Here is a 22,560-nt window from a genome sequence, read left to right as displayed (position 1 = left end):
CCGACTAGCAACACGATGAGCACCGCCGATGGCACAGGAGGCTTCCACGGCAGCACCGCCGCCACCGGCTGGGAGACCGGGCTGATGGTCGGCACCGGGACGACCGGTGCGGCGCTGTACGAGGGCCCCGAGGGCGAGGGAGACGGCGGAGGCGCGGTCGTCTCGCTCTCGCAAGAGCGGCTCCGCCTGCCGGTCGACCCGCTGGTCGGGCCGCCGCTGCTCGCCCCGCTGCTGCCGGCGATCCGCGCGCTGCTCGACCGGGCGCCCGTCAGCGACGCCGACGCGGAGCGGATCGAGGAGTGGCACACCCGCGCCTGGGCCGAGGAGGGGCACGACGGCACGCTCCTCGACGCCGACCCCCTGGTGCCCGCGGGAGTCCTCCGGCTCGAGCTGGCGACCGGGTCGTCCGGCGGCACCCGTGAGCGCTCGGTCGACTACCCGACCGGCACCGCTGCCCTGACCCTCCCGACGGGACTCACGGTCAGCGTCCGGGCCGACCGCGCGGCGGACCGGCTCCTCGTCTCGGTGCACGCGGACTCGCCCTTCTCCGGCCTGCTCCGGCTCGCCCCGGCCGACGAGCCGACCGAGCCCGATCTCGGCCCCGACGCGCCGCGGGACCACCGCGAGCACGCCCTCGTCCGCGCGGTCGACGGCGGCGAGACCCTCGCCCTCGAGACGGTGCCCCGCCACCCGCGCCCCACGGGCCTCCGCTCCGCCCTCGTCGTCGCGCGCCTGCTGCGGGGCCAGGAGTCCGCCGTGAGGGAGCGCGACGCGACCTGGCCCGCCTGGCGCGTCTGCGGCGCCCGCGAGCTCGAGCTGGAGCTGCGCGTCTCGGTGACCTCGACCGCGCCCGCGCCCGTCACTCCGCCGGTCCTCGCCCGCTACCCCGCCGCGACCACCCCGCACGAGCAGCTCGTCGGCGCCTGCTCCTTCTCCCTCGGCGCCGCGACTCCGCGCAGCATCGAGGACGTGCGGGCCGACCCCGCGGCGGCCGACGAGCTCGTCGAGCGCGCCTTCGCCGCCGGCCGGCACGCGATCATCGCGGCGACCGGCGAGCTGCCCGCCAGCCTGCAGGGCGTCTGGGCCGGCTCCTGGGCGCCGGCCTGGTCCTCGGATTACACGCTCAACGGGAACGTGCAGAACGGCGGCGTCGCCTCGCTCGGCACGACCGGCACACCCGAGCTGCTGCGGTCGTTCTTCACCGCCGTCGCGGAGTTCGAGGACGACTACCGCCTCAACGCCGAGCGGATCCTCGGCGCGCCCGGCTTCTTGCTGCCCACCCGCATCTCCGGGCACGGCCGCGCCAACCACTTCACCGCCGAGTACCCGCTGCAGTACTGGCTCGGCGGCGGCGGCTGGATCCTCCGCCTCGCCTGGGACCACTGGTCGAGCACCGGCGACGAGGAGTTCCTGCGCGGCTGGGCCCGGCCCTTCGCCCGCGAGGTCGTCGCCTGCTACCGGCACGCCCTGGTGATCGACCTGGACGGGACGGCGCACGTCTCTCCCGGCTACTCCCCCGAGAACCACCCGGGCGACCAGCGGACCCCGATCACCCGGGACGCCACCTCCGAGGTCGCGATGGTCCGGGACGCGCTGCTGATCGCCGCGCGCATCGAGCGGCTGGTCGCGCCCCGCGATCCCGGTGCCGCCGCCGAGTGGGAGGCGCTCGCCTCGCGGCTCCCCGGCTACCGCATCAGCCCCGACGGGCAGCTGGCGGAGTGGCAGGACCCGGCGCTCACCGACCGGCCGGAGCACCGGCACGCCTCGCACTTCTACCCCTGGTGGTACGAGGGCGACCCGGCGACCGCCGATCCCCTGCTCGGTGCCGCGGCCCTCGAGGCGGTCCGCGCCCGGCTGCGCTGGCGCGCCGAGGAGCCGACCGCCCCGCCCGGCCGGATGGAGATGGCGTTCGGACTCGTGCAGGCCGGCGTCGCCGCCGCCACGCTCGGCGACGCCGAGGCGGCACTGCAGTGCGTCGACTGGCTCGCCCGCCTGCACTGGCGCCCGAACATGATGCCCACCCACGACGCCGACGCGATCGTCAACGTCGACGCCGCGGGCGGCCTGCCCGCCCTGGTCGCGCAGATGCTCACCCGCTCGGACGGCACGACGCTGCACCTGCTGCCCGCACTGCCCGACCGCTGGGCGGCGGGACGGATCACCGGCCTGCACCTGCGCGGCGCCCTCCGGGTCGAGTCGCTCTCCTGGAGCCCGGAGTCCGTCGAGTGCCTGCTCCGCAGTCCCCTCGACGCGGCGGCGGCGCGACTGGGCGAGCGCGTGCTCGTGCGGCTGCCGATCGACGTCGAGCTCGAGGAGGGCACGCCCGGAGCGCTCCAGATCGACCCGCGCACCCTCTCGGTCGACCTGCGGGACGGCGCGCCCCTGCACCTCGCCCTGCGGAGGCTCTAGGCCGTCGCGATCGGCCCGCCGGCGGCCCAGACGGCCCGCACCTGCAGCGCGTCGTCCAGAAGCACCACGTCCGCCGCCCGGCCCACCGCGAGCGCGCCGAGCGCGCCCTCGGCTCCCAGCACGCGCGCCGGAGTCGCGGTGACCGCGCCGACCGCTGCCTCGAGCCCCAGGCCGACCGCCCCGGCCGCGCGCCGGAGCGCCGCGTCGAGCGTCAGTGTCGAGCCGGCGAGTGTCTCCGTGCCCTCCAGCCGGGCGACGCCGCCTCGCACATCGACGCGCAGCCGGCCGATCCGGTGCGCACCGTCGCCCGCTCCCGCCGCCGCCATCGCGTCGGTGACCAGCGCGATCCGTCCGGGCGCCGACGCGAAGGCGATCCGGGCGACGTCCGCGTCCACGTGCTCGCCGTCAAGGATCAGCTCCAGCACCACCCGATGGTCGGCCAGCGCCACCGGGATCGGCCCCGGCGCGCGGTGCCCGATGCCCGGCATCGCGTTGAAGGCGTGGGTGACCAGCCGCGCCCCGCGCTCGATCGCCGCGCGCGTCGTCGCCGCGTCCGCCTCCGTGTGTCCCACCGCGACGACGACCCCCGCCTCGGTGAGCCGCTCGATCGCCGCGAGGGCCCCCGGCAGCTCGGGAGCGATCGTGATCTGCCGGAGACTCCCGCGGGCCGCGCCGAGCAGCCGCTCGACCGCCTCGGCCGTCGGCGCGATCAGCGCCTCCGGGTCGTGCGCCCCGCAGCGCGACGGCGCGAGGAACGGCCCCTCCAGGTGCGCGCCGAGGACCAGCGGATCCTCCGCCGCCAGCGAGGCGACCGCGTCGAGCGAGGCCTCCAGCTGCGCGAGCGGAGCCGACACCAGGCTCACCAGCGAGCGCGTCGTCCCGTGCGTGCGATGCAGCGCGAGCCCCGCCCGCATCCCGTCCGCACCCTCGTCGAAGCTGCGGCCCGCCCCGCCGTGCACGTGCAGATCGACGAACCCCGGAGTCGCGGTCAGCCCGCTCGCGTCGTGCACCCGAGCACCGTCCGCCGCCCGCTCCCAGCCCCGCCCGGCCCCGACCTCGACGATCACCCCGTCGACCGCGACCAGCCAGAACTCCTCGACCGTCCCGCCCGCGTCGACCTTCCGCGCGCCGTGCAGCACCAGGTTCCCGGTCCGCTCCATGTCCGCCTCCTCCTCGTCCCGGGGGCACCGCCCCCTCACTTCCTGCTGACCGAGCAGCCTCCTCATGCTGATCGAGCAGCCGCCTCATGATGATCGAGCAGCCGCCTCATGATGACCGAGCAGCCGCCTCATGCTGGTCGAGTAGCCGCGCAGCGGCGTATCGAGACCCGCCCCGCCAGCACTCAGCCGCGCCGCCCCCAGATCGCCTCGATCTCCTCCGCACCCAGCACCCGATCCGCGAGCAGCAGCTGCCAGCTCCAGCTCGCCTCCGCCCCCGCGTCCAACGTCCACGTCTCGCCGAAGAACGGCGCCGCGCACAGCATCGGCGTCCCGCTCGTCCGCACGAACCACGTCGACGGATCGACGGGACTGCCCTCGTCCGCCCGCAGCGCGACCGTCGCGCTCCCGTCCGCCACCGCGAGCCAGCGCGACACGACCCCCATCGGCTCCGCGACGGCCCCGTCCGGCCCGCTCACCGTGCTTCCCTCGAACGACGGGTCCAGCCGCAGGAACAGCCCGCCGTAGCCCGCGTCCGGCCGCCCCGCCGTGGTCGGCGAGCCGAAGACGAGCCGCTCCCCGAGCGCACGCCACCGGCTCTCGATCCGCAGCACCGTCACGTCCCCGAGCCGCCGCACGCTCAGCCGCCGCCGCTCGTCGAGGAAGCGCCGCCCGCGCGCATCGAACCACCCGAGGGCGAGGTCCCCCGGGTCCACGCCCTCCGGCCGCTGCGACCCGTTGTTGTCCACCTGCCGGTAGCCGGTCCCCGTCAGCCAGGTCGGTCCGCCCCAGAGGTTCGTGTCGAGCTCGGCGTCCCCGATCGTGACGTTCGACACCGCGAGCGACAGCCCGAGATGCCAGTCGTGGTCGGCGGGCCGCACATCGCTGACGACGCGCCCGGCGGGCGTCCGCAGCGGATGCAGATACGGCCGCGGCGAGTCCTTCGGCGGCGTGTCCGGATCGGTGAGCACGAGGCGCCCGACCCCGTCCGGCAGTTCGACGGAGGTCGGCGAGTCCTGATCCATGCGGCCGACGGTACACGCTTTCCCGGGCTACAGTGCGACGATGCCCCGCACCGGAACCCCGCCCCGATCGCCGCGCCGATGACCGCCGTCCGCTTCGTCTCGATCGGCGACTCCTTCTCGGAGGGCGTCGGCGACGAGCTCCCCGACGGCACCGCCCGCGGCTGGGCCGACCTCACCGCGCAGAGCTGGGCGGATGCGCTCGGCGAGCCGATCGAGTACGCCAACCTCGCCATTCGCGGCCGCCTCATCGACCCGATCGTCGACGAGCAGCTCGAGCCCGCGCTCGCCCTGCGGCCGACCCACCTCTCCTTCAACGGCGGCGGCAACGACATGCTCCGACCACGCGCCGACATCGAGCGCATCGCGGACCGCTACCTCGAGGTCCTCGCCCGCTGCGACGCCGAGGGCGTCGTTCTGATCGCCCTCTCCGCCCCGGACCCGTCCGCGCGGCTCCCGCTCGGCCGCCTGATCAAGCGCCGCGGCGACGCCCTCACCTCGGCCGTCCTGCGCCGCACGCAGCAGCGTCAGGACATCGTCGTCGCCGACAACTGGACCGACCCGGCCTTCGCCGACCCGTCGCTCTGGTCCGAGGACCGCCTGCACCTCGGCCCGCGCGGTCACCACCGCGTCAGCGCCCGCGTGCTCGGCTCGCTCGGCCTCCCTGTCCCGCCCGCTGCCCAGGAGGCGCCCGAGCGGCCGACCGCAGCGAGCGGAGGCTCCGCGCAGTACTACCGCACCCACGTCGCGCCGTGGCTGCGCCGCCGGCTCACCGGCACGTCCTCCGGAGACGGCCGCACGGCCAAGTACCCGGAGCTCGTGCGCATCGCTCCGAGCGCCTAGGCGGGGCCGCCGGAGGTCGACACCGGCTCAGCGCCAGCCGTAGCGCGCCGAGACGACCCGCGCGACCGCATCGAACCGCGCCCGCTCGAGCGCCGCGCCCTCGCGCCGCATCCCCGCGGGGTGCACGCGGAAGACCCGCTCCGGATCCGCGAAGCTCGGCCGCCCCTCCGGATCCCACGGCCCCGCGCCGACCGCGAGGTAGCCGTCGTGCTCCTTCGAGCTCAGCCGGATCGCCAGCGCCGTGCCGGCCTTCTCGACCGCGAGGACGAGGACGGGGCGGTCCTTGCCGCGGCCGTCGTCCTCCTCGTAGGGCACCCAGGTCCAGACGACCTCGCCCGGGTCGGGATCGCCGTCCGGCGTCGGCGCGTAGCCGAGGTGGACGCCGCGCAGCCGGGTCGGGTCGACCTCGGAGGTCCGGCCGATGCCGTTCGCGCCCGGCGTGGGCGCCGTGGTGCTCAGGTACGGCCGCTGCGCGGGGGCGCCGGCGTCGGCGCGCGGGGCGCTCGCGCGGCCGAGCAGTCGGAGGAGCAGGGACACGACCGAGCGTGAGGAGGGCACCTGAAAACCCTAGCCCGGAAACGAGAAGAGCCGGCTCCGAAGAGCCGGCTCCCCCGGGGTGGCGCGTCGAGCGCGGCGCCCGTCGGCGAGGACTAGTCCGCGAGGACGTAGCCCGCCTCGCCGTGGATGGCGGTGTCGATGCCGGCGATCTCGTCCTCGTTCTTCACGCGGAAGCCGATCGTCTTCTGGATGACCCAGCCGATCGCGTAGGTGAGGACGAAGGAGTAGATCAGGACGGTGAAGGCCGCGAGGGCCTGCTTGCCGAGCTGGCTGGCGTCGCCGGTGAGGAAGAGGCCGACATCGGTGCCGAAGAAGCCGATGTAGAGCGTTCCGATCAGACCGCCGACGAGGTGCACGCCGACCACGTCGAGCGAGTCGTCGTAGCCGAGCTTGTACTTGAGGTCGATCGCCAGGGCGCAGACGGCACCGGTGATCAGGCCGAGCACGATCGCCCAGAAGGGCGAGAGCACGGCGCAGGCCGGGGTGATCGCGACGAGGCCCGCGACGGCACCGGAGGCGGCGCCGATCGAGGTGGGCTTGCCGTCCTTGATCTTCTCGATGATCAGCCAGCCGATGATGGCGGCGGCCGGAGCGGCGATGGTGTTGAGGAAGGCGATCGCGGCGATGCCGTCGGCGGCGAGCTCGGAGCCGGCGTTGAAGCCGAACCAGCCGAACCAGAGGAGGCCGGCGCCGAGGAGGACGAACGGCGGGTTGTGCGGCTGGTGCGCACCCTTGGTGAAGTTGACGCGCTTGCCGAGGACCAGGGCGAGGGCGAGGGCCGCCGCACCGGCGTTGATGTGCACCGCGGTGCCGCCGGCGAAGTCGATCGCACCGACGTTGTAGGCGATCCAGCCGCCGTCCGAGGTGGCGCCGGTCTCGGGGTCGAGGGCGAAGTTGAACACCCACGAGGCGACCGGGAAGTAGACGATGGTCGCCCAGACGCCGGCGAAGACCATCCACGCGCCGAACTTGGCGCGATCGGCGATCGCACCGGAGATGAGCGCGACGGTGATGATCGCGAAGGTGGCCTGGAAGGCCGCGAAGGCGAGCGTCGGGTACGCGGACTCGATGTCACCGCGGGCCTCGGCGTAGGCACCGGCGAGGCCGAGCTGGCTGAGGTCGATGCCGAGGACGCCGTCGATGCCGACGAAGTCGCCCACACCGGCGTTGGAGAAGGTGATCGCGTAGCCGTAGAGCACCCACAGCACGCCGATCAGGCCCATCGCGCCGAAGCTCAGCATCATCATGCTGATGACGCTCTTCGCTCGGACCAGACCGCCGTAGAAGAAGGCGAGCCCGGGGGTCATGAGCAGGACCAGCGCCGCCGCCAGGAGCAGGAACGCGGTATTGCCTTGATCCATTGTTGAACCTCTCGTGAGTAAGCAGAGTCGTGCAGGAGTCGTGAGTGAGGGCAGTGCAGAGCCCGATGCGGGCCGGCAGTCGCTGCACGACCCCGAAGACACGGCGTCTCGGAGGACGCGGGGTGTCGGGTCACCTCGGGTAGCCGACAGTCTGGCCGCGCGACGTTACGACCCGTGCGGCACGAGGTTTCGCGGATGTTACGAGCACGGCTCCCGTGTGAACAGTGCGTTACAGCGCGCCGCGGATCCCCCGCGCGCGAGCCGCGGAGATGCCGCGGAGGACCGACGCGTCGCGTCAGCCCGTCGTCAGGAGAACGCCTGCATCGAGGTCAGCGCGATCAGGCGCGACATCGAGCGGAGGTACTTCTTGCGGTAGCCGCCGCTGAGCATGTCGCCGCCGAAGACCTCGTCCAGCGCGACGCCGGAGGCCAGCACCGGGATCTGCGCGTCGTACACGCGGTCGATGAAGGCGACGAGGCGCAGCGCGTCCGTCTGGTCGGTCAGCGTGGCGACGTCGCGGAGCACGATGGCGTCGACCCCGTCGATCACCTTGATGTAGCGCGAGGGGTGCACCGAGCCGAGGTGGTCGACCGCGGCGCGGAAGGAGTCGTCGGTGACGACGGCGCCGGAGGGGGCCGTGGCGACGAGCTCGTCGATCTCGCTGTCCGAGCGGGTGACCGCGTGGCCCTCGATGTCGCGGCGGCGGTAGTCGGTGCCGTCGATCCGCATCGTCTGGAAGTGCTCGGCCATCGCGTGGATCTCGCGGAGGAAGTCCGCGGCGGCGAAGCGCCCCTCGCCCAGCGCGTTCGGCGGGGTGTTCGAGGTCGCCGCGATGCGGGTGCCGGAGGCGACCAGCTCGCCCAGCAGCCGGGTCATCAGCATCGTGTCGCCCGGGTCGTCCAGCTCGAACTCGTCGATGCAGAGCAGCGCCGAGCCCTTGAGCAGGGACACGGTCGCCGCGTAGCCGAGGGCGCCGACCAGGGCGGTGTACTCGATGAAGGTGCCGAAGTAGGTGCGGCCGGGCACCGCGTGCCAGATCGCCGCGAGCAGGTGGGTCTTGCCGACGCCGAAGCCGCCGTCGAGGTAGACGCCGGGCTTCACCGCGGGCGCCTTCCTCCGGCCGAAGCCGAGGAAGCCGCCGCCGCCCTTGGATCCGCCGCCGGCCGCGAACGCCCGCAGCGCCTCGACGGCCTCCGCCTGCGAGGGGTACTCCGGGTCCGGCCGGTAGCTCTCGAAGGTCGCGCCCTCGAACTGCCGCGGCGGCACCAGGGTCGAGGCGATCTCGTGGCCGCTGATCTGCGGCGAGCGCGCGGTCAGGCTGCTCGTCGAACGGACGTCGTCGGGGGTCACGCGGTCTCGCATCCAGGGTCGCAGTACTGTGTCGAGCCGCACGTCGGCGGACGCCGGCGGCACTGTGTCGAACTCTTACGGGGCCGTCCGTGCACCCGCGCACGAGGGCGCGTACTGTCGCTGAGGGCGGTCTCCAGCGTAGCCCGCCCGCACCGCCGCCCATCCGAGAACCACGTCTGCGCCCCGCGCACCATCCTGGAGGTCCCCCTTGCCCGTTGAACTCGATCCGTCGCCGAAGTTCGCCGCCTACGCGCACCCCGAACGGCTCGTCAGCGGCGAGTGGCTCGAGCAGCGCCTCGGCACCCGCGGCCTCGTCGTCGTGGAGTCCGACGAGGACGTCCTGCTCTACGAGACCGGCCACATCCCCGGCTCGGTCAAGATCGACTGGCACACCGACCTCAACGACCCGGTGCAGCGCGACTACATCGACGGCGCCGCCTTCGCCGCGCTCGTCGGCGCCAAGGGCATCGCCCGCGACAGCACCGTCGTCATCTACGGCGACAAGAACAACTGGTGGGCCGCCTACGCCCTCTGGGTCTTCACGCTCTTCGGCCACGAGGACGTCCGCCTGCTCGACGGCGGCCGCGACAAGTGGATCGCCGACGGCCGGCCGACCACGACCGACGCCTCGAGCCCGGCCGCGGCCGAGTACCCGGCGGTCGAGCGCCGCGACGAGGACATCCGCGCCTTCAAGGAGGACGTGCTCGCCCACTTCGGCAACCCGCTGATCGACGTCCGCTCCCCCGAGGAGTTCTCCGGCGCCCGCACCACCGCGCCGGCCTACCCGGAGGAGGGCGCCCTGCGCGCCGGCCACATCCCCAGCGCGCAGAACGTGCCGTGGGGCAAGGCCGCGGCGGAGGACGGCACCTTCCGCTCCCTCGACGAGCTGAACGGCATCTACCGCGACGGCGCCGGCCTCGCCGACGGCGACACCGTCATCGCCTACTGCCGGATCGGCGAGCGCTCCTCGCACACCTGGTTCGTGCTCACCCACCTCCTCGGCTTCGAGGGCGTCAAGAACTACGACGGCTCCTGGACCGAGTGGGGCAGCGCCGTCCGTGTCCCGATCGTCCAGGGCGCCGAGCCCGGCGAGGCCCCCGCGCCCCGCTGATCGACCGGCTCCGACCGTGACCCGAGGGCCCCGTGCACACCTGTGCCGGGGCCCTCGGCGTCCTGCCCCGTCGTCCCCGCGTAGGGAAGAATGGAAGCGATGACCACCGACACCCCCGCCACCGACCTGCTCGGCCCCGCGCTCCGCGAGATCCGCGACGAGTTCCTCGCCCTCGAGAAGCCGGAGCGCCTCCAGCTCCTCCTCGAGTTCTCCAACGACCTCCCCGAGCTGCCCGAGCGCTACCGCGATCACCCCGACCTGTTCGAGCGGGTCGAGGAGTGCCAGTCGCCGGTCTTCATCGTGGTCGAGTTCGACGGCGACGTGATCCACCTGCACGCGACCGCGCCGCGCGAGGCGCCGACCACCCGCGGCTTCGCCTCGATCCTCGCCCAGGGCCTGGACGGTCTGACGCCCGAGCAGGTGCTCGCCGTTCCCGACGACTTCCCGCAGACCATCGGCCTGTCCGAGGCGGTCTCGCCGCTGCGGCTGCGCGGGATGAGCGCGCTGCTCGGCCGCACCAAGCGCCAGATCCGCGCCCACCTGGCCGCCTGAGCCCGGCGCGAGAGCCCGGCACCGTGATCCTGCAGCCGCTCGTCCCCGCCGGCGAGCCGATCCGCCTCGGCGAGGACGGCGCGCGAGCGGCGATCGAGGCGGCCTACCTCCCCGGCGCCGGCGTCCGCGTGCGGCTCAACATGATCGCGAGCGTCAACGGCTCCAGCATCGGCTCCGACGGCACCAGCGAAACGCTGACCAACCGCGTCGACCGCACGATCCTCGGGGTCATCCGCGCTCAGGCCGACGTCGTCCTCGTCGGCGCCGCGAGCGTCCGCGCGGAGGGCTACCGCGTGCCCAAGCGCGCGCCGCTCGCCATCGTCTCCTCCTCCGGCGACCTGGCCGGCCACCGCCTCGAAGTGCAGGAGGGCGCCCGCGTGCTCCTGCTGCTGCCGGAGGGGCGAGCGACGCCGGCCGATCTCCCCCGCGGCGTCGAGGTGGTCCCGGTGCCCGCGACCGGCGGGCGGATGAGCGTCGACGCGATCCTCGCGGCCCTGCGCGCCCTCGGTCTCGAGCGGGTCGTCTGCGAGGGCGGCGCCTCGCTCTCGGGCCAGTTCCTCGCCTCCGGCCGCGTCGACGAGCTCTGCCTGACCACCGCGCCCCGCGTCGTGCTGCCGGGCCTCCCCGTCGCGTCGACCGGCCAGCGGATCGACGACGCCTACTCCCTGACGTCGCTCGCCGCAGACGACGCCGGCTTCACCTACGCGCGCTGGACCCGGACCGGCTGAGCGCCCGCTCCGCCAGCCAGCGCTCGACCGACCCCTCCCAGAGCTCCGGGTCGTCGTTCCAGAGCCGGGTGTGCCCGGCCCCGTGGAAGAGCACGAGCTCGACCAGATCGGGCCGCGCCGCCGCGAGGGCCTCGGACGGGCCGCTCGGCACGAAGTCGTCGTCGACGCTGTGCAGCAGCAGGACCGGCACGGTCAGCTCGGCGGCCCGCTCGACCAGGTCCATCGCGGCCAGCGGGACGTGACTGCTCTGCCCGGTCAGCGCGGCCGACCACGGCCGCTGCATCGCCGTCAAGGCGAGCGCCGCGATCGGCGCCGGGATCCGGTTCAGCTGCGCCTGCTTCCGCAGGGTCACCCGCCAGTCGATCACCGGCGAGTCGAGCACCAGCCCCGCGATCAGCTCGCGGCGGCTCGAGCGCAGCGCGGTCTGCAGCACGATCGCACCGCCCATCGACCAGCCGACGAGCACGACCCGGCGGGCGCCGCGCCGCTCGGCGAACCGGATCGCGGCGTCGACGTCGCGCCACTCCGTCTCCCCCAGCGCGTAGCGCCGGTCCGGGCTCTCCGGAGCGTCGCCGTCGTTGCGGTACGAGACGACCAGCGAGGTGACCCCCGCCCGGTGGAACGCGGCCATCCCGCGCAGCGTCTCCTCGCGGGTCGTCGCGCGGCCGTGCACGTGGATCGCCCAGACGCCGCCGTCCGCCTCGGCCGGGAAGAGCCAGGCCGGAGCCGCGCCGAACTGCGTCGGCACCTCCTCGGCCGTGAAGGGCAGCCCGGTCTCGCGCGGCGAGAGCAGCAGCCAGCCGTTCAGCCGCCCGCGGGCACCGGGCCGCAGCGTCCCGCGATCGACCTGCCCGAGCTCCCGCACGACCCGGCCGCGCCCGGTCGCGAGCAGCCGCCCGATCCGCGCGTGCCCGCGCCCGTGGTCGAACCAGAGGCTGAAGCCGCCGCGGACCGCGGTGCCGACCGACGCCGACAGCTCGATCTCATGCACGTCCGGTCGCACGGCGAGGACCCGGACGTCCTGCGCGCGCCGGGAGGGCGGAGTGACCACTCCGCGGAGGAAGGCCGTCCCGAGCGCGGCGCCGCCGAGGGCCGTCAGCGCGGCGAGGGCGGGGGCCGCGAGGACCGCGGCGAGGACGACACCGGTGTGCGCGCTCTCCGCGGCGTGCCTGCGGGCTTCGAGCATGCGGGAACTCTAGTCTGCGAGCGTGCCCGAATTCCCAGCGCCGTCCCAGCTCCCGGAGGAGTTCCGCGCCGCGGTCGACTCCCTGCGCCGGGCGACGACCCGCTCCGAGCTCACCGTCTCCGAGATCGCCTCGCCGGCCGGACTCGCGCCCTACGCCGTCGCCCTCTCCGGCGACGTCTCGCCGCGCGCCCACGGCCGCGACTCCGAGCTGGGCACCGGGCGGTTCATCCTGCTCTACGACCCCGAGGAGCCGGAGCAGTGGGGCGGCCCGTTCCGCGTCGTCTGCTTCGCCCAGGCCCCGCTCGAGATCGAGATCGGCACCGACCCCTTCCTCGCCGAGGTCGCCTGGTCCTGGCTGATGGACGCCCTCGAGGTCCGCGGCGCCTTCTACACCGCCGCCTCCGGCACCGCGACCAAGGTCCTCTCCACCGGATTCGGCGAGCTCGCCGCCCAGGGAGACGGCGCGCAGATCGAGATCCGGGCCTCCTGGAGCCCCGAGGATGCGCAGCTCGCTCCCCACGTGGAAGGCTGGGGGGAGCTGTTGTGCATGCTCGCGGGCCTCCCGCCCGTATCGGGCGACGGTGTGACCTCGCTCGCCTTCCGACGGAACAACCGTGACTGATTACCGTGTCCTCTCCACCCCCGACGAGTTCCTCGCCGCGGTCGACGCCCTCGCCGCCGGCGAGGGTCCCGTCGCCGTCGACGCCGAGCGCGCCTCCGGCTTCACCTACTCGCAGCGCGCGTACCTGATCCAGGTCTACCGCCGCGGCGCCGGAGCGTTCCTCTTCGACCCGCCCGCGATCGGCCGGATGGACGCCCTCCAGGCCGTGATCGGCGAGGAGGAGTGGATCCTGCACGCCGCCAGCCAGGACCTCGCCTGTCTGCGCGAGGTCGGCCTCGACCCGGTGCGCATCTTCGACACCGAGCTCGCCGCCCGCCTGCTCGGCCTGCCCAAGGTCGGTCTCGGCGCCGTCGTCGAGGACCTGCTCGGCATCCACCTCGCCAAGGAGCACTCGGCCGCCGACTGGTCGACCCGCCCCCTCCCCCAGAGCTGGCTGGTCTACGCCGCGAAGGACGTCGAGCTGCTGCCCGACCTGCGCGACCGGATGGCCGAGATGCTCGTCGAGGCCCGCAAGACCCGGATCGCCCGCGAGGAGTTCGAGGCGACCCTGGCACGGCAGCCCAAGCCGGTCCCGGCCGAGCCGTGGCGCCGCCTCTCCGGCATGCACGCCCTGCGCGGGCCCCGCGCCCTCGCCATCGCCCGCGAGCTCTGGCTGACCCGCGACGCCTTCGCCCGCGAGCGCGACATCGCGCCCGGCCGGCTGATCCCCGACTCCTCGATCATCGCCGTGTCGCGCAACGTCCCCACGAGTCTCGGCCAGCTCTCCGGCCGCCGCGACTTCACCGGCCGCGCCAGCCGCGGCGAGGTCGAGCGCTGGTGGGCCGCGATCGAGCGCGGTCAGAGCACCGAGGACCTGCCCGGCCCCGTCCGTCCCGCCGCCGACACCCTGCCGCCGCCGCGCGCCTGGGGCGACCGCAACCCGGTCGCCGATGCCAGGCTGAAGGCCGCCCGCGCCGTCGTCGGCGAGATCGCCGAGCTGCTCTCGCTCCCGGTCGAGAACCTGCTCACCCCCGAGCTGGTCCGCCGCCTCGCCTGGAACCCGCCGGAGCCGCTCGACCGGGACTCCGTCGCCGCCGAGCTGGAGCGCGCCGGTGCGCGCTCCTGGCAGATCGACGCGACCGCCGGCTCGCTCGCCACCGCGTTTGTGGAAGCCGGGCAAGCACCCGTCGAGGGCACGGAACCCGCTTCGTAGGAAGAAGCAAAGGATTCCGGCGCCCGTCGCCGCTTTCCTACGATCGGAACGACGTCCGGTTTCCGAGAGGGCGTCCCGTTTTCAGGAGGCACTGTGGCCGAGAGATCCGAAGTCGTGTTCGTCGACGGAGTCCGTACTCCGTTCGGGCGAGCCGGTGAGAAGGGCATGTACTGGCAGACCCGGGCCGACGACCTCGTCGTCAAGGCCATGATCGGTCTGCTGGAGCGCAACACCGCCCTGCCCAAGGAGCGCGTGGACGAGGTCGCCATCGCCGCGACCACCCAGCAGGGCGACCAGGGCCTGACCCTCGGCCGCACCGCCGCGCTCCTCGCGGGCCTGCCGCGCTCGGTCCCGGGCTACGCGATCGACCGGATGTGCGCGGGAGCGATGACCTCGGTCACCACGACCGCGGGCGGCATCGCCTTCGGCGCCTACGACGTCGTGATCGCCGGCGGCGTCGAGCACATGGGCCGCCACCCGATGGGCTTCAACGCCGACCCCAACCCGCGCTTCCTCTCCGAGCGCCTGGTCGGCGAGGAGGCCCTCAACATGGGCAAGACCGCGGAGAAGATCCACGACCGCTTCCCGCAGCTCACCAAGAGCCGCTCCGACCACTACGCCCTGCGCAGCCAGCAGAAGCTGGCCGAGGCCTACCGCAACGGAGACATCCAGCCCGATCTCGTCCCGGTCGCCACCCGCAGCGCCGCCGGCTGGGGCCTCGCCACCGCCGACGAGGCGCCCCGCCCCGAGACCACGCTCGAGGGCCTGTCGAATCTGCGCACCCCGTTCCGCCCGCACGGCCGGGTCACCGCCGGCAACTCCTCCGGTCTCAACGACGGCGCCGCCGTCTCGCTGCTCGCCAGCGCCGACGCCGCGAAGGAGCTGGGCCTGCCCGAGAAGATGCGCCTGGTCAGCTTCGCCTTCGCCGGCGTCGAGCCCGAGATCATGGGCATCGGCCCGGTCCCCTCGACCGAGAAGGCGCTGAAGAAGGCCGGGCTCGGCATCGAGGACATCGGCCTCTTCGAGCTCAACGAGGCCTTCGCCGTGCAGGTGCTCTCCTTCCTCGACCACTTCGGCATCGACGACGACGACCCGCGGGTCAACGAGTACGGCGGCGCGATCGCGATCGGACACCCGCTCGCCTCGTCCGGCGTCCGGCTGATGATCCAACTCGCCCGCCAGTTCGAGGCGCACCCCGAGGTCCGCTACGGCCTGACCGCGATGTGCGTCGGTCTCGGCCAGGGCGGCTCGGTCATCTGGGAGAACCCGCACTTCGACGGCAAGCGCGCACGACGGAAGGGACGCTGACCCATGCTCGAAGGATTCGAGGACCTGGTCGAACTCGCCGAGGGCGAGGTCGTCACCCACTCCTACGTCCGCGACGTCCCGCTCCCCAGCGGCCGCGTCCTGGCGCTGATCACTCTCGACAACGACCGCGACCACACCCGGCCGAGCACCTTCGGCCCCGCCGGGCTGTTCGAGCTGGCCGACGCGCTGCTCGCCCAGCAGGCGCGCGCGAAGGCCGGTGAGATCCAGGCGGTCGGCGTGACCGGCAAGCCGTTCATCCTCGCCGCCGGCGCCGACCTCAGCAAGGTCGGCAGCATCCCGAGCCACGAGATCGGCCGCCAGCTCGCTCGCCTAGGGCACAAGACCCTCGGCCTGCTCTCCGAGCTCGGCGTCCCCTCGTTCGTCTTCATCAACGGGCTCGCGCTCGGCGGCGGCACCGAGATCGCGCTGAACGCCGACTACCGCACCGTCGACGCCTCGATCCCCGCGCTCGGGCTGCCCGAGGTGTTCCTCGGCATCATCCCCGGCTGGGGCGGCGCCTGGCTGCTGCCGAACCTGATCGGCATCGAGAACGCCCTCAAGGTGATCGTCGAGAACCCGCTGAAGAACAACCGGACCCTCAAGGGCCAGGACGTCTTCGACCTCGGCATCGCCGACGCGATCTTCCCCTCCGCGAGCTTCCTCGAGAACTCGCTGGTCTGGGCCGACGGCGTCCTCGGCGGGACCGTCGAGGTGAAGCGGCCGAACGTGCCCGGGAAGATCGAGCGGCTGGTCAAGTGGGACGCCGCGATCGCGATCGCCCGCAAGCAGCTCGAGTCGAAGATCGGCACCGTCGCCGCGTCGCCCTACCGCGCGCTCGACCTGCTGAAGGCCGCCAAGAGCAGCACCCGCGAGGAGGGCTTCGCCGCCGAGGACGAGGCGCTGGCCGACCTCGTCTCCGGGGACCAGTTCCGCGCGAGCATCTACGCCTTCGACCTGGTGCAGAAGCGGGCCAAGCGCCCCGCCGGCGCGCCGGACAAGAGTCTCGCCAAGCCGGTCACCAAGGTCGGCGTCATCGGCGCGGGTCTCATGGCCACGCAGTTCGCGCTGCTCTTCGTCCGCCGCCTCCAGGTGCCGGTGGTCATCACCGACCTCGACCAGGAGCGGGTGGACCGCGGCGTCGCGAGCATCGTCGGCGAGATCGACACCCTGCTCGCCAAGGGCCGCCTCTCGCCGGACGACGCGAACCGCCTCCGCGGTCTCGTCACCGGCACCACCGACCGCGCCGACTTCGCCGACGCCGACTGGGTCATCGAGGCCGTCTTCGAGGAGCTCTCCGTCAAGCAGGAGGTCTTCGCCGACATCGAGCGCTACGTCTCCCCCACCGCCGTCCTCGCGACGAACACCTCGTCGCTCTCGGTCGAGCGGATCGGCGAGCGGCTGCAGCACCCGGAGCGCCTCGTCGGCTTCCACTTCTTCAACCCGGTCGCGGTGATGCCGCTGATCGAGGTTGTGAACACGCCGCAGACCGACGACGAGACGCTGTCGACGGCGATGGTCACGGCGGCGAAGCTGAAGAAGAACGCCGTCATCACCCGCGACACCCCGGGCTTCGTGGTCAACCGCGTGCTGGCGAAGGTGCTCGGCGAGGCGATGCACGCCGTCGACACCGGCACCCCGTTCGAGGTCGTCGAGGCCTCGCTCGAGCCGTTCGGCCTGCCGATGACGCCGTTCGAGCTGCTCGAGCTCGTCGGACTCAAGGTCGGCGCGCACGTGCTCGACACCCACCACGCCGCCTTCCCGGACCGCTTCTACGACAGCGCCAACCTGCACCGCCTGGCGGAGCTCGGCCACGTCTTCGAGCGCGACGCCAAGGGCCGGGTGAAGGGCGTGGACAAGCGCGCCGTCGCCATCGTCCAGGGCGGCTCCGACCCGATGACCGCCGAGGAGCTGCGGCTGCGCGTCGAGACCGGCCTCGCCGACGAGGTGAAGCGGATGCTGGACGACGATGTCGTGCACGCCGCGGAGGACATCGACCTCTGCCTCATCCTCGGCGCCGGCTACCCGTTCCAGATGGGCGGCCTGACGCCCTACCTCGACCGCGTCGGCGCGAGCGAGCGCGCCTTCGGCGGCACGTTCCACGACCCGGCCATCCGCGGAGTGAAGTAGCCGCAGGAACGCGAGAACGCAGGAGGGCGCCCACCGGTCCGGTGGGCGCCCTCCTCCGCGCGTGGAGCGTGCTCAGTCCTCGAGCGCTCAGTCCTTGCGCGCGTCGTCGTGCGCCGCGACCTCTTCGGGCAGCGGGCGCGCGACCGGGATCTTGCTGCCGAGCACCTGGGCGACGACGTCGCGGGCGATGTGCTGCGGAGTCAGTCCGACGTCCTCGAGGATCTCCTCGCGCTTGGCGTGGTCGAGGAACTGGTCCGGCAGCCCCAGCTCGGTGACGGCCGTGTCGACGCCGGCCTCGCGGAGGTCCTGGCGGATCCGGGTGCCGATGCCGCCGACGCGGACGCCGTCCTCGATCGAGATCACGAGGCGGTGCTCGGCCGCGAGGTCGATGACGCTGCGCGGCACCGGCACGACCCAGCGCGGGTCGACGACGGTGGCGCCGATGCCCTGCGCGGCGAGCCGCTGCGCGACGTCGAGGCCCATCGCGGCCATCGGGCCGACGGTCACGATCAGCACGTCCTGGCGCTCCGAGCGCAGCAGCACGTCCACGCCGTCGTCGAGGCGCTCGAGCGCGTCGATCTCGTCGCCGACGTTGCCCTTGGAGAAGCGCACGACCGTCGGGGCGTCCTTCACACCCACGGCCTCCCGCAGCTCCTCGCGCAGCCGGACGGAGTCGCGGGGCGCGGCGAGGCGGATGTTCGGGACGACCTGGAGGATCGCGAGGTCCCACATGCCGTGGTGGCTCGGGCCGTCGGGGCCGGTGACCCCGGCGCGGTCGAGCACGAAGGTGACGCCGGCGCGGTGCAGCGCCACGTCCATCAGCACCTGGTCGAAGGCGCGGTTCACGAAGGTCGCGTAGAGCGCGACGACCGGGTGCAGACCGCCGAAGGCGAGGCCTGCGGCGGAGGTCACGGCGTGCTGCTCGGCGATGCCGACGTCGAACACCCGGTCCGGGTACTTCTCGGCGAGGCGGTCGAGGCCGACCGGGCGGAGCATCGCGGCGGTGATGCCGACGATCGTCGGGTCCTCGTCCGCGAGGGTGACGATCTCCTCCGCGAAGACCGAGGTCCAGGAGCGGGCGCCGCTCGCGCTCAGCGGCTCGCCGGTCTCGGGATCGATCTGGCCGACCGCGTGGAACTGGTCGGCGAGGTCCTGGACGGCGGGCTCGAAGCCCTTGCCCTTCTGCGTGATCGCGTGCACGATCACGGGCGTGCCGTAGTCCTTGGCCTGCTGGAGCGCCTCCTCCATCGCGGTGAGGTCGTGTCCGTCGATCGGGCCGAGGTACTTGATGTCGAGGTTGGAGTAGAGCGCCTCGTTGTTGATGAAGCGGCTGAGGAAGCCGTGCAGGCCGCCGCGCACACCGCGGTAGACCGCCGCCGCGGGGCCGCCCAGGCGCTCGGAGACGGCGCGGGAGCCGCGGTGCAGCGTGCGGTAGGTGCGCCGGGTGCGGACGCCGTTGAGGAAGCGCGCCATGCCGCCGATGGTCGGGGCGTAGGAGCGGCCGTTGTCGTTGACGACGATGACGAGCCCGCGGGAGTTGTCGTCGCTGATGTTGTTCAGCGCCTCCCAGGTCATCCCACCGGTGAGCGCGCCGTCGCCGACGACGGCGACCACGTGGCGGTCGGTCTGCCCGGTCATCGTGAAGGCGCGGGAGATGCCGTCCGCCCAGGACAGCGAGCTGGACGCGTGCGAGCTCTCGACGATGTCGTGCGGCGACTCGGAGCGCTGCGGGTAGCCGGCGAGTCCGCCGCGCTGGCGGAGGCCGGAGAAGTCCTGGCGCCCGGTCAGCAGCTTGTGCACGTAGGACTGGTGCCCCGTGTCGAAGATGATCGCGTCGTGCGGCGAGTCGAAGACCCGGTGGATCGCGATGGTCGTCTCGACGACGCCGAGGTTGGGACCGAGGTGGCCGCCGGTCTTGGACACCTCGCGCACGAGGAAGTCGCGGATCTCCAGCGCCAGCGTCTCGAGCTCGGTCCGGGTCAGGCGGTCGAGGTCGCGCGGTCCGGAGATGGTCTCGAGAACAGCCATTCGCGCCGCCTTTCCGGGGGATGTCTGAGGGGTGTGGACGTCTCCCGAGTCTACGCACGGGGTCCGGTGGAACAGGTGCGCGCCTCCCCGGCTTGCAGGGAGGCGCGCAGATCTGCTCGGAATCAGACCAGGGAGCGCAGCACGTACTGCAGGATCCCGCCGTTGCGGTAGTAGTCCGCCTCACCGGGGGTGTCGATGCGGACGACCGCGTCGAACTCGATCGGCTGCTTGCCCTCGGGCGAGTCGGAGGTCGGCGAGGCGACGACGTGGACCGTCTTCGGGGTCACGCCCTCGTTCAGCGCCTCGATGCCCGAGATGCTGATCGACTCCGTCCCGTCGAGCCCGAGCGAGGCCCAGGTCTCGCCCTGCGGGAACTGCAGCGGAACGACGCCCATGCCGATCAGGTTCGAGCGGTGGATCCGCTCGAAGCTCTCGACGATGACCGCCTTGACGCCCAGGAGGCTGGTGCCCTTCGCCGCCCAGTCGCGCGACGAGCCGGAGCCGTACTCCTTGCCGCCGAGGATCACCAGCGGGGTGCCCTGCGCCTGGTAGTTCTGCGACGCGTCGTAGATGAACGACTGCGGGCCGCCCTCCTGCGTGAAGTCGCGGGTGTAGCCGCCCTCCACGTTGTCCAGGAGCTGGTTGCGCAGGCGGATGTTCGCGAACGTGCCGCGGATCATCACCTCGTGGTTGCCGCGGCGCGAGCCGTAGGAGTTGTAGTCCTTGCGGTCCACGCTGTGCTCGGCGAGGTACTGGCCGGCGGGGCTGTCCGCCTTGATCGAGCCGGCGGGGCTGATGTGGTCGGTGGTGACCGAGTCGCCCAGCTTGGCGAGCACGCGGGCGTCGGCGATGTCGGTGACCGGGGTCGTCTCCATCGTCATGCCGTCGAAGTACGGGGGCTTCCGCACGTAGGTGGAGTCCTCGTCCCACTCGAAGATCGAGCCCTCGGGGGTCTGCAGCGAGCGCCAGCGCTCGTCGCCGTCGAACACGCCGGCGTACTGCGTGTCGAACATCGACTTGTCGATCGAGGAGTCGATCGTCGCCTGCACCTCGGCCGCGTCGGGCCAGATGTCCTTGAGGAAGACGTCGTTGCCGTCGGTGTCGGTGCCCAGGGCGTCGACCTCGAAGTCGAAGTTCATCGAGCCGGCGAGCGCGTAGGCGATGACGAGCGGCGGGCTCGCCAGGTAGTTCATCTTCACGTCGGGGTTGATGCGGCCCTCGAAGTTGCGGTTGCCCGAGAGGACGGCCGTGACGGCGAGGTCGTTCTCCTGCACCGCGGTCGAGATCTCCTCGAGCAGCGGGCCGGAGTTGCCGATGCAGGTGGTGCAGCCGTAGCCGACGGTGAAGAAGCCGAGGGCCTCGAGCGACTCGGTGAGCCCGGCCTTCTCGTAGTAGTCGGTGACGACCTTCGAGCCCGGCGCCAGCGTGGTCTTGACCCACGGCTTGGCCTTGAGGCCCTTCTGCGCGGCGTTGCGGGCCAGCAGGCCGGCCGCGAGCATCACCGACGGGTTCGACGTGTTGGTGCAGGAGGTGATCGCGGCGATCGCGACGGCGCCGTGGTCGATGGTGAAGCTCTCGTGGCCCTCGCCCAGCTCGACGGTCGTCGGCTTCGACGCGGTGGTCGGCGCGTGCGAGCGGTGGGTGTGCGAGTGCGAGCTGTACTCGTCCTGCGGCTGGAGCTCGCCCGGGTCCGACGCGGGGAACGACTCGGCGAGGGTGAGGTCGACGATGTCGTGAGTGACGTCGGTGTAGTTGTTCAGGTCCGACTCGAACTGCGTCTTCGCCGAGGTGAGCTCGATGCGGTCCTGCGGGCGCTTCGGCCCGGCGATCGAGGGGACGACCGTGCTGAGGTCCAGCTCGAGGTACTCGCTGAAGACCGGCTCGACCGCGGGGTCGTGCCAGAGCTTCTGCAGCTTGGAGTACTGCTCGACCAGGGCGATCTGCTCGTCGCTGCGGCCGGTGAGGCGCAGGTAGTCGAGGGTCACGTCGTCGATGGGGAACATCGCGGCGGTCGAGCCGAACTCGGGGCTCATGTTGCCGATGGTCGCGCGGTTGGCGAGCGGCACCTGGGCGACGCCGGCGCCGTAGAACTCGACGAACTTGCCGACGACGCCGTGCTTGCGCAGCATCTCGGTGATCGTGAGGACGACGTCGGTCGCGGTCACACCGGCCGGGATCGCCCCGGCGAGCTTGAAGCCGACGACCTTGGGGATGAGCATCGACACGGGCTGGCCGAGCATGGCCGCCTCGGCCTCGATGCCGCCGACGCCCCAGCCGAGCACGCCGAGACCGTTCACCATGGTGGTGTGCGAGTCGGTGCCGACGCAGGTGTCGGGGTAGGCGCGGAGGACGCCGCCGACCTCGCGGGTCATCGTGACGCGGGCCAGGTACTCGATGTTGACCTGGTGGACGATGCCGGTTCCGGGCGGGACGACCTTGAAGTCGTCGAACGCGGTCTGGCCCCAGCGGAGGAACTGGTAGCGCTCGCCGTTCCGCTCGTACTCGAGCTCGACGTTGCGCTCGAGGGCGTCGGCGGTGCCGAAGAGGTCCGCGATGACCGAGTGGTCGATGACCATCTCGGCGGGCGCGAGCGGGTTGATCTTGTTGGCGTCGCCGCCGAGGGCCGCGACGGCCTCGCGCATGGTGGCGAGGTCGACGATGCAGGGCACGCCGGTGAAGTCCTGCATCACGACGCGCGCGGGCGTGAACTGGATCTCGGTGTCGGGCTCCGACTCCGGGACCCACTCGCCCAGGGCGCGGATGTGATCGGCCGTGATGTTGGCGCCGTCCTCCGTGCGGAGCAGGTTCTCGAGCAGCACCTTCAGGCTGAACGGGAGCTTCTCGTGACCGGGGACCCGGTCGATGCGGAACACCTCGTAGTCGGTCGAGCCGACCTTCAGGTTGTCTTTCGATCCAAAGCTGTCTACCGCGGACACGTCGCCCTCTCCTTCGCTGACGTGGGCTCCGCCGACGGGCGCACCCACATATCCGTCTCCATCTTGGCGA

17 protein-coding genes are annotated in these 22,560 nt (G+C 72.7%); 9 read left to right on the top strand and 8 right to left on the bottom strand.

What is annotated here, in order from left to right; genetic code table 11:
- The first annotated feature begins 15 nt into the window (after positions 1 to 15).
- Complete coding sequence (locus EDF45_RS15845; RefSeq protein ID WP_123736955.1) at positions 16 to 2,409, top strand: glycosyl hydrolase family 95 catalytic domain-containing protein; 2,394 nt, start codon at positions 16 to 18, stop codon at positions 2,407 to 2,409.
- Here the strand turns inward: EDF45_RS15845 and EDF45_RS15840 are convergent.
- Together EDF45_RS15840 and EDF45_RS15835 are read right to left on the bottom strand one after the other, a co-directional pair.
- Positions 2,406 to 3,569, bottom strand: coding sequence for an N-acetylglucosamine-6-phosphate deacetylase (locus tag EDF45_RS15840; RefSeq protein WP_123736954.1), 1,164 nt, complete (start codon positions 3,567 to 3,569; stop codon positions 2,406 to 2,408). The two genes, EDF45_RS15845 and EDF45_RS15840, sit on opposite strands and share 4 nt — an antisense overlap.
- A gap of 182 nt (positions 3,570 to 3,751) precedes the next feature.
- A complete protein-coding gene (locus EDF45_RS15835) occupies positions 3,752 to 4,591 on the bottom strand; it encodes a DUF6807 family protein (RefSeq protein WP_123736953.1) in 840 nt (279 codons plus the stop codon).
- Between the two features lie 78 nt (positions 4,592 to 4,669).
- Between EDF45_RS15835 and EDF45_RS15830 the strand changes: the two genes are divergently transcribed.
- Complete coding sequence (locus EDF45_RS15830) at positions 4,670 to 5,431, top strand: SGNH/GDSL hydrolase family protein (RefSeq protein ID WP_123736952.1); 762 nt, start codon at positions 4,670 to 4,672, stop codon at positions 5,429 to 5,431.
- 27 nt (positions 5,432 to 5,458) lie between these two features.
- On the opposite strand, the gene EDF45_RS15825 is transcribed toward EDF45_RS15830, so the two are convergent.
- From EDF45_RS15825 to zapE, 3 genes are all read right to left on the bottom strand, one after another.
- Positions 5,459 to 5,989 carry a type II toxin-antitoxin system PemK/MazF family toxin gene (locus tag EDF45_RS15825; protein ID WP_166649619.1) on the bottom strand — a complete coding sequence of 177 codons (531 nt, stop codon included), beginning with the start codon at positions 5,987 to 5,989 and terminating at the stop codon, positions 5,459 to 5,461.
- A 92-nt stretch (positions 5,990 to 6,081) separates the two neighbouring features.
- The gene (locus EDF45_RS15820; protein ID WP_123445871.1) at positions 6,082 to 7,350 is read right to left on the bottom strand and encodes an ammonium transporter; all 1,269 of its coding nucleotides are present in this window, start codon (positions 7,348 to 7,350) and stop codon (positions 6,082 to 6,084) included.
- A gap of 306 nt (positions 7,351 to 7,656) precedes the next feature.
- Complete coding sequence (gene zapE, locus EDF45_RS15815) at positions 7,657 to 8,700, bottom strand: cell division protein ZapE (protein ID WP_260312233.1); 1,044 nt, start codon at positions 8,698 to 8,700, stop codon at positions 7,657 to 7,659.
- A gap of 208 nt (positions 8,701 to 8,908) precedes the next feature.
- Here zapE and EDF45_RS15810 point away from each other — a divergent pair, with 208 nt between their 5' ends.
- From EDF45_RS15810 to EDF45_RS15800, 3 genes are all read left to right on the top strand, one after another.
- Positions 8,909 to 9,811, top strand: coding sequence for a sulfurtransferase (locus tag EDF45_RS15810; protein WP_123736950.1), 903 nt, complete (start codon positions 8,909 to 8,911; stop codon positions 9,809 to 9,811).
- Between the two features lie 99 nt (positions 9,812 to 9,910).
- Complete coding sequence (locus tag EDF45_RS15805) at positions 9,911 to 10,363, top strand: SufE family protein (RefSeq protein ID WP_123445868.1); 453 nt, start codon at positions 9,911 to 9,913, stop codon at positions 10,361 to 10,363.
- 23 nt (positions 10,364 to 10,386) lie between these two features.
- Positions 10,387 to 11,091, top strand: coding sequence for a dihydrofolate reductase family protein (locus EDF45_RS15800; RefSeq protein ID WP_123736949.1), 705 nt, complete (start codon positions 10,387 to 10,389; stop codon positions 11,089 to 11,091).
- Here EDF45_RS15800 and EDF45_RS15795 read toward each other — a convergent pair.
- Positions 11,060 to 12,277, bottom strand: a complete 1,218-nt coding sequence (locus EDF45_RS15795; RefSeq protein ID WP_123736948.1) for a S9 family peptidase — start codon at positions 12,275 to 12,277, stop codon at positions 11,060 to 11,062. The genes EDF45_RS15800 and EDF45_RS15795 overlap by 32 nt on opposite strands.
- Positions 12,278 to 12,299: 22 nt before the next feature.
- On the opposite strand from EDF45_RS15795, the gene EDF45_RS15790 reads away from it, so the two are divergent.
- From EDF45_RS15790 to EDF45_RS15775, 4 genes are all read left to right on the top strand, one after another.
- Entirely contained in the window at positions 12,300 to 12,899 is a 600-nt protein-coding gene (locus EDF45_RS15790) for a DUF3000 domain-containing protein (protein WP_123445865.1), read from the top strand.
- A complete protein-coding gene (locus EDF45_RS15785) occupies positions 12,892 to 14,091 on the top strand; it encodes a ribonuclease D (RefSeq protein ID WP_123736947.1) in 1,200 nt (399 codons plus the stop codon). Before EDF45_RS15790 ends, EDF45_RS15785 begins: the two co-directional genes overlap by 8 nt.
- Positions 14,092 to 14,184: 93 nt before the next feature.
- Positions 14,185 to 15,399, top strand: a complete 1,215-nt coding sequence (locus EDF45_RS15780) for a thiolase family protein (protein WP_123736946.1) — start codon at positions 14,185 to 14,187, stop codon at positions 15,397 to 15,399.
- A gap of 3 nt (positions 15,400 to 15,402) precedes the next feature.
- Entirely contained in the window at positions 15,403 to 17,526 is a 2,124-nt protein-coding gene (locus EDF45_RS15775) for a 3-hydroxyacyl-CoA dehydrogenase NAD-binding domain-containing protein (RefSeq protein ID WP_123736945.1), read from the top strand.
- Positions 17,527 to 17,613: 87 nt separating this feature from the next.
- Here EDF45_RS15775 and dxs read toward each other — a convergent pair whose 3' ends face one another.
- Positions 17,614 to 19,554: a 1-deoxy-D-xylulose-5-phosphate synthase gene (gene dxs, locus EDF45_RS15770; protein ID WP_123703583.1), complete on the bottom strand. Its 1,941-nt coding sequence runs from the start codon at positions 19,552 to 19,554 to the stop codon at positions 17,614 to 17,616.
- 122 nt (positions 19,555 to 19,676) lie between these two features.
- Positions 19,677 to 22,490 carry an aconitate hydratase AcnA gene (acnA, locus tag EDF45_RS15765; RefSeq protein WP_123736944.1) on the bottom strand — a complete coding sequence of 938 codons (2,814 nt, stop codon included), beginning with the start codon at positions 22,488 to 22,490 and terminating at the stop codon, positions 19,677 to 19,679.
- Between the last annotated feature and the right edge of the window lie 70 nt (positions 22,491 to 22,560).

Origin of the sequence: Rathayibacter sp. PhB186, from assembly GCF_003751825.1 — a bacterium.
Lineage (GTDB): Bacteria > Actinomycetota > Actinomycetes > Actinomycetales > Microbacteriaceae > Rathayibacter > Rathayibacter festucae.
This window is presented reverse-complemented; position numbering and strand designations above follow the sequence as displayed.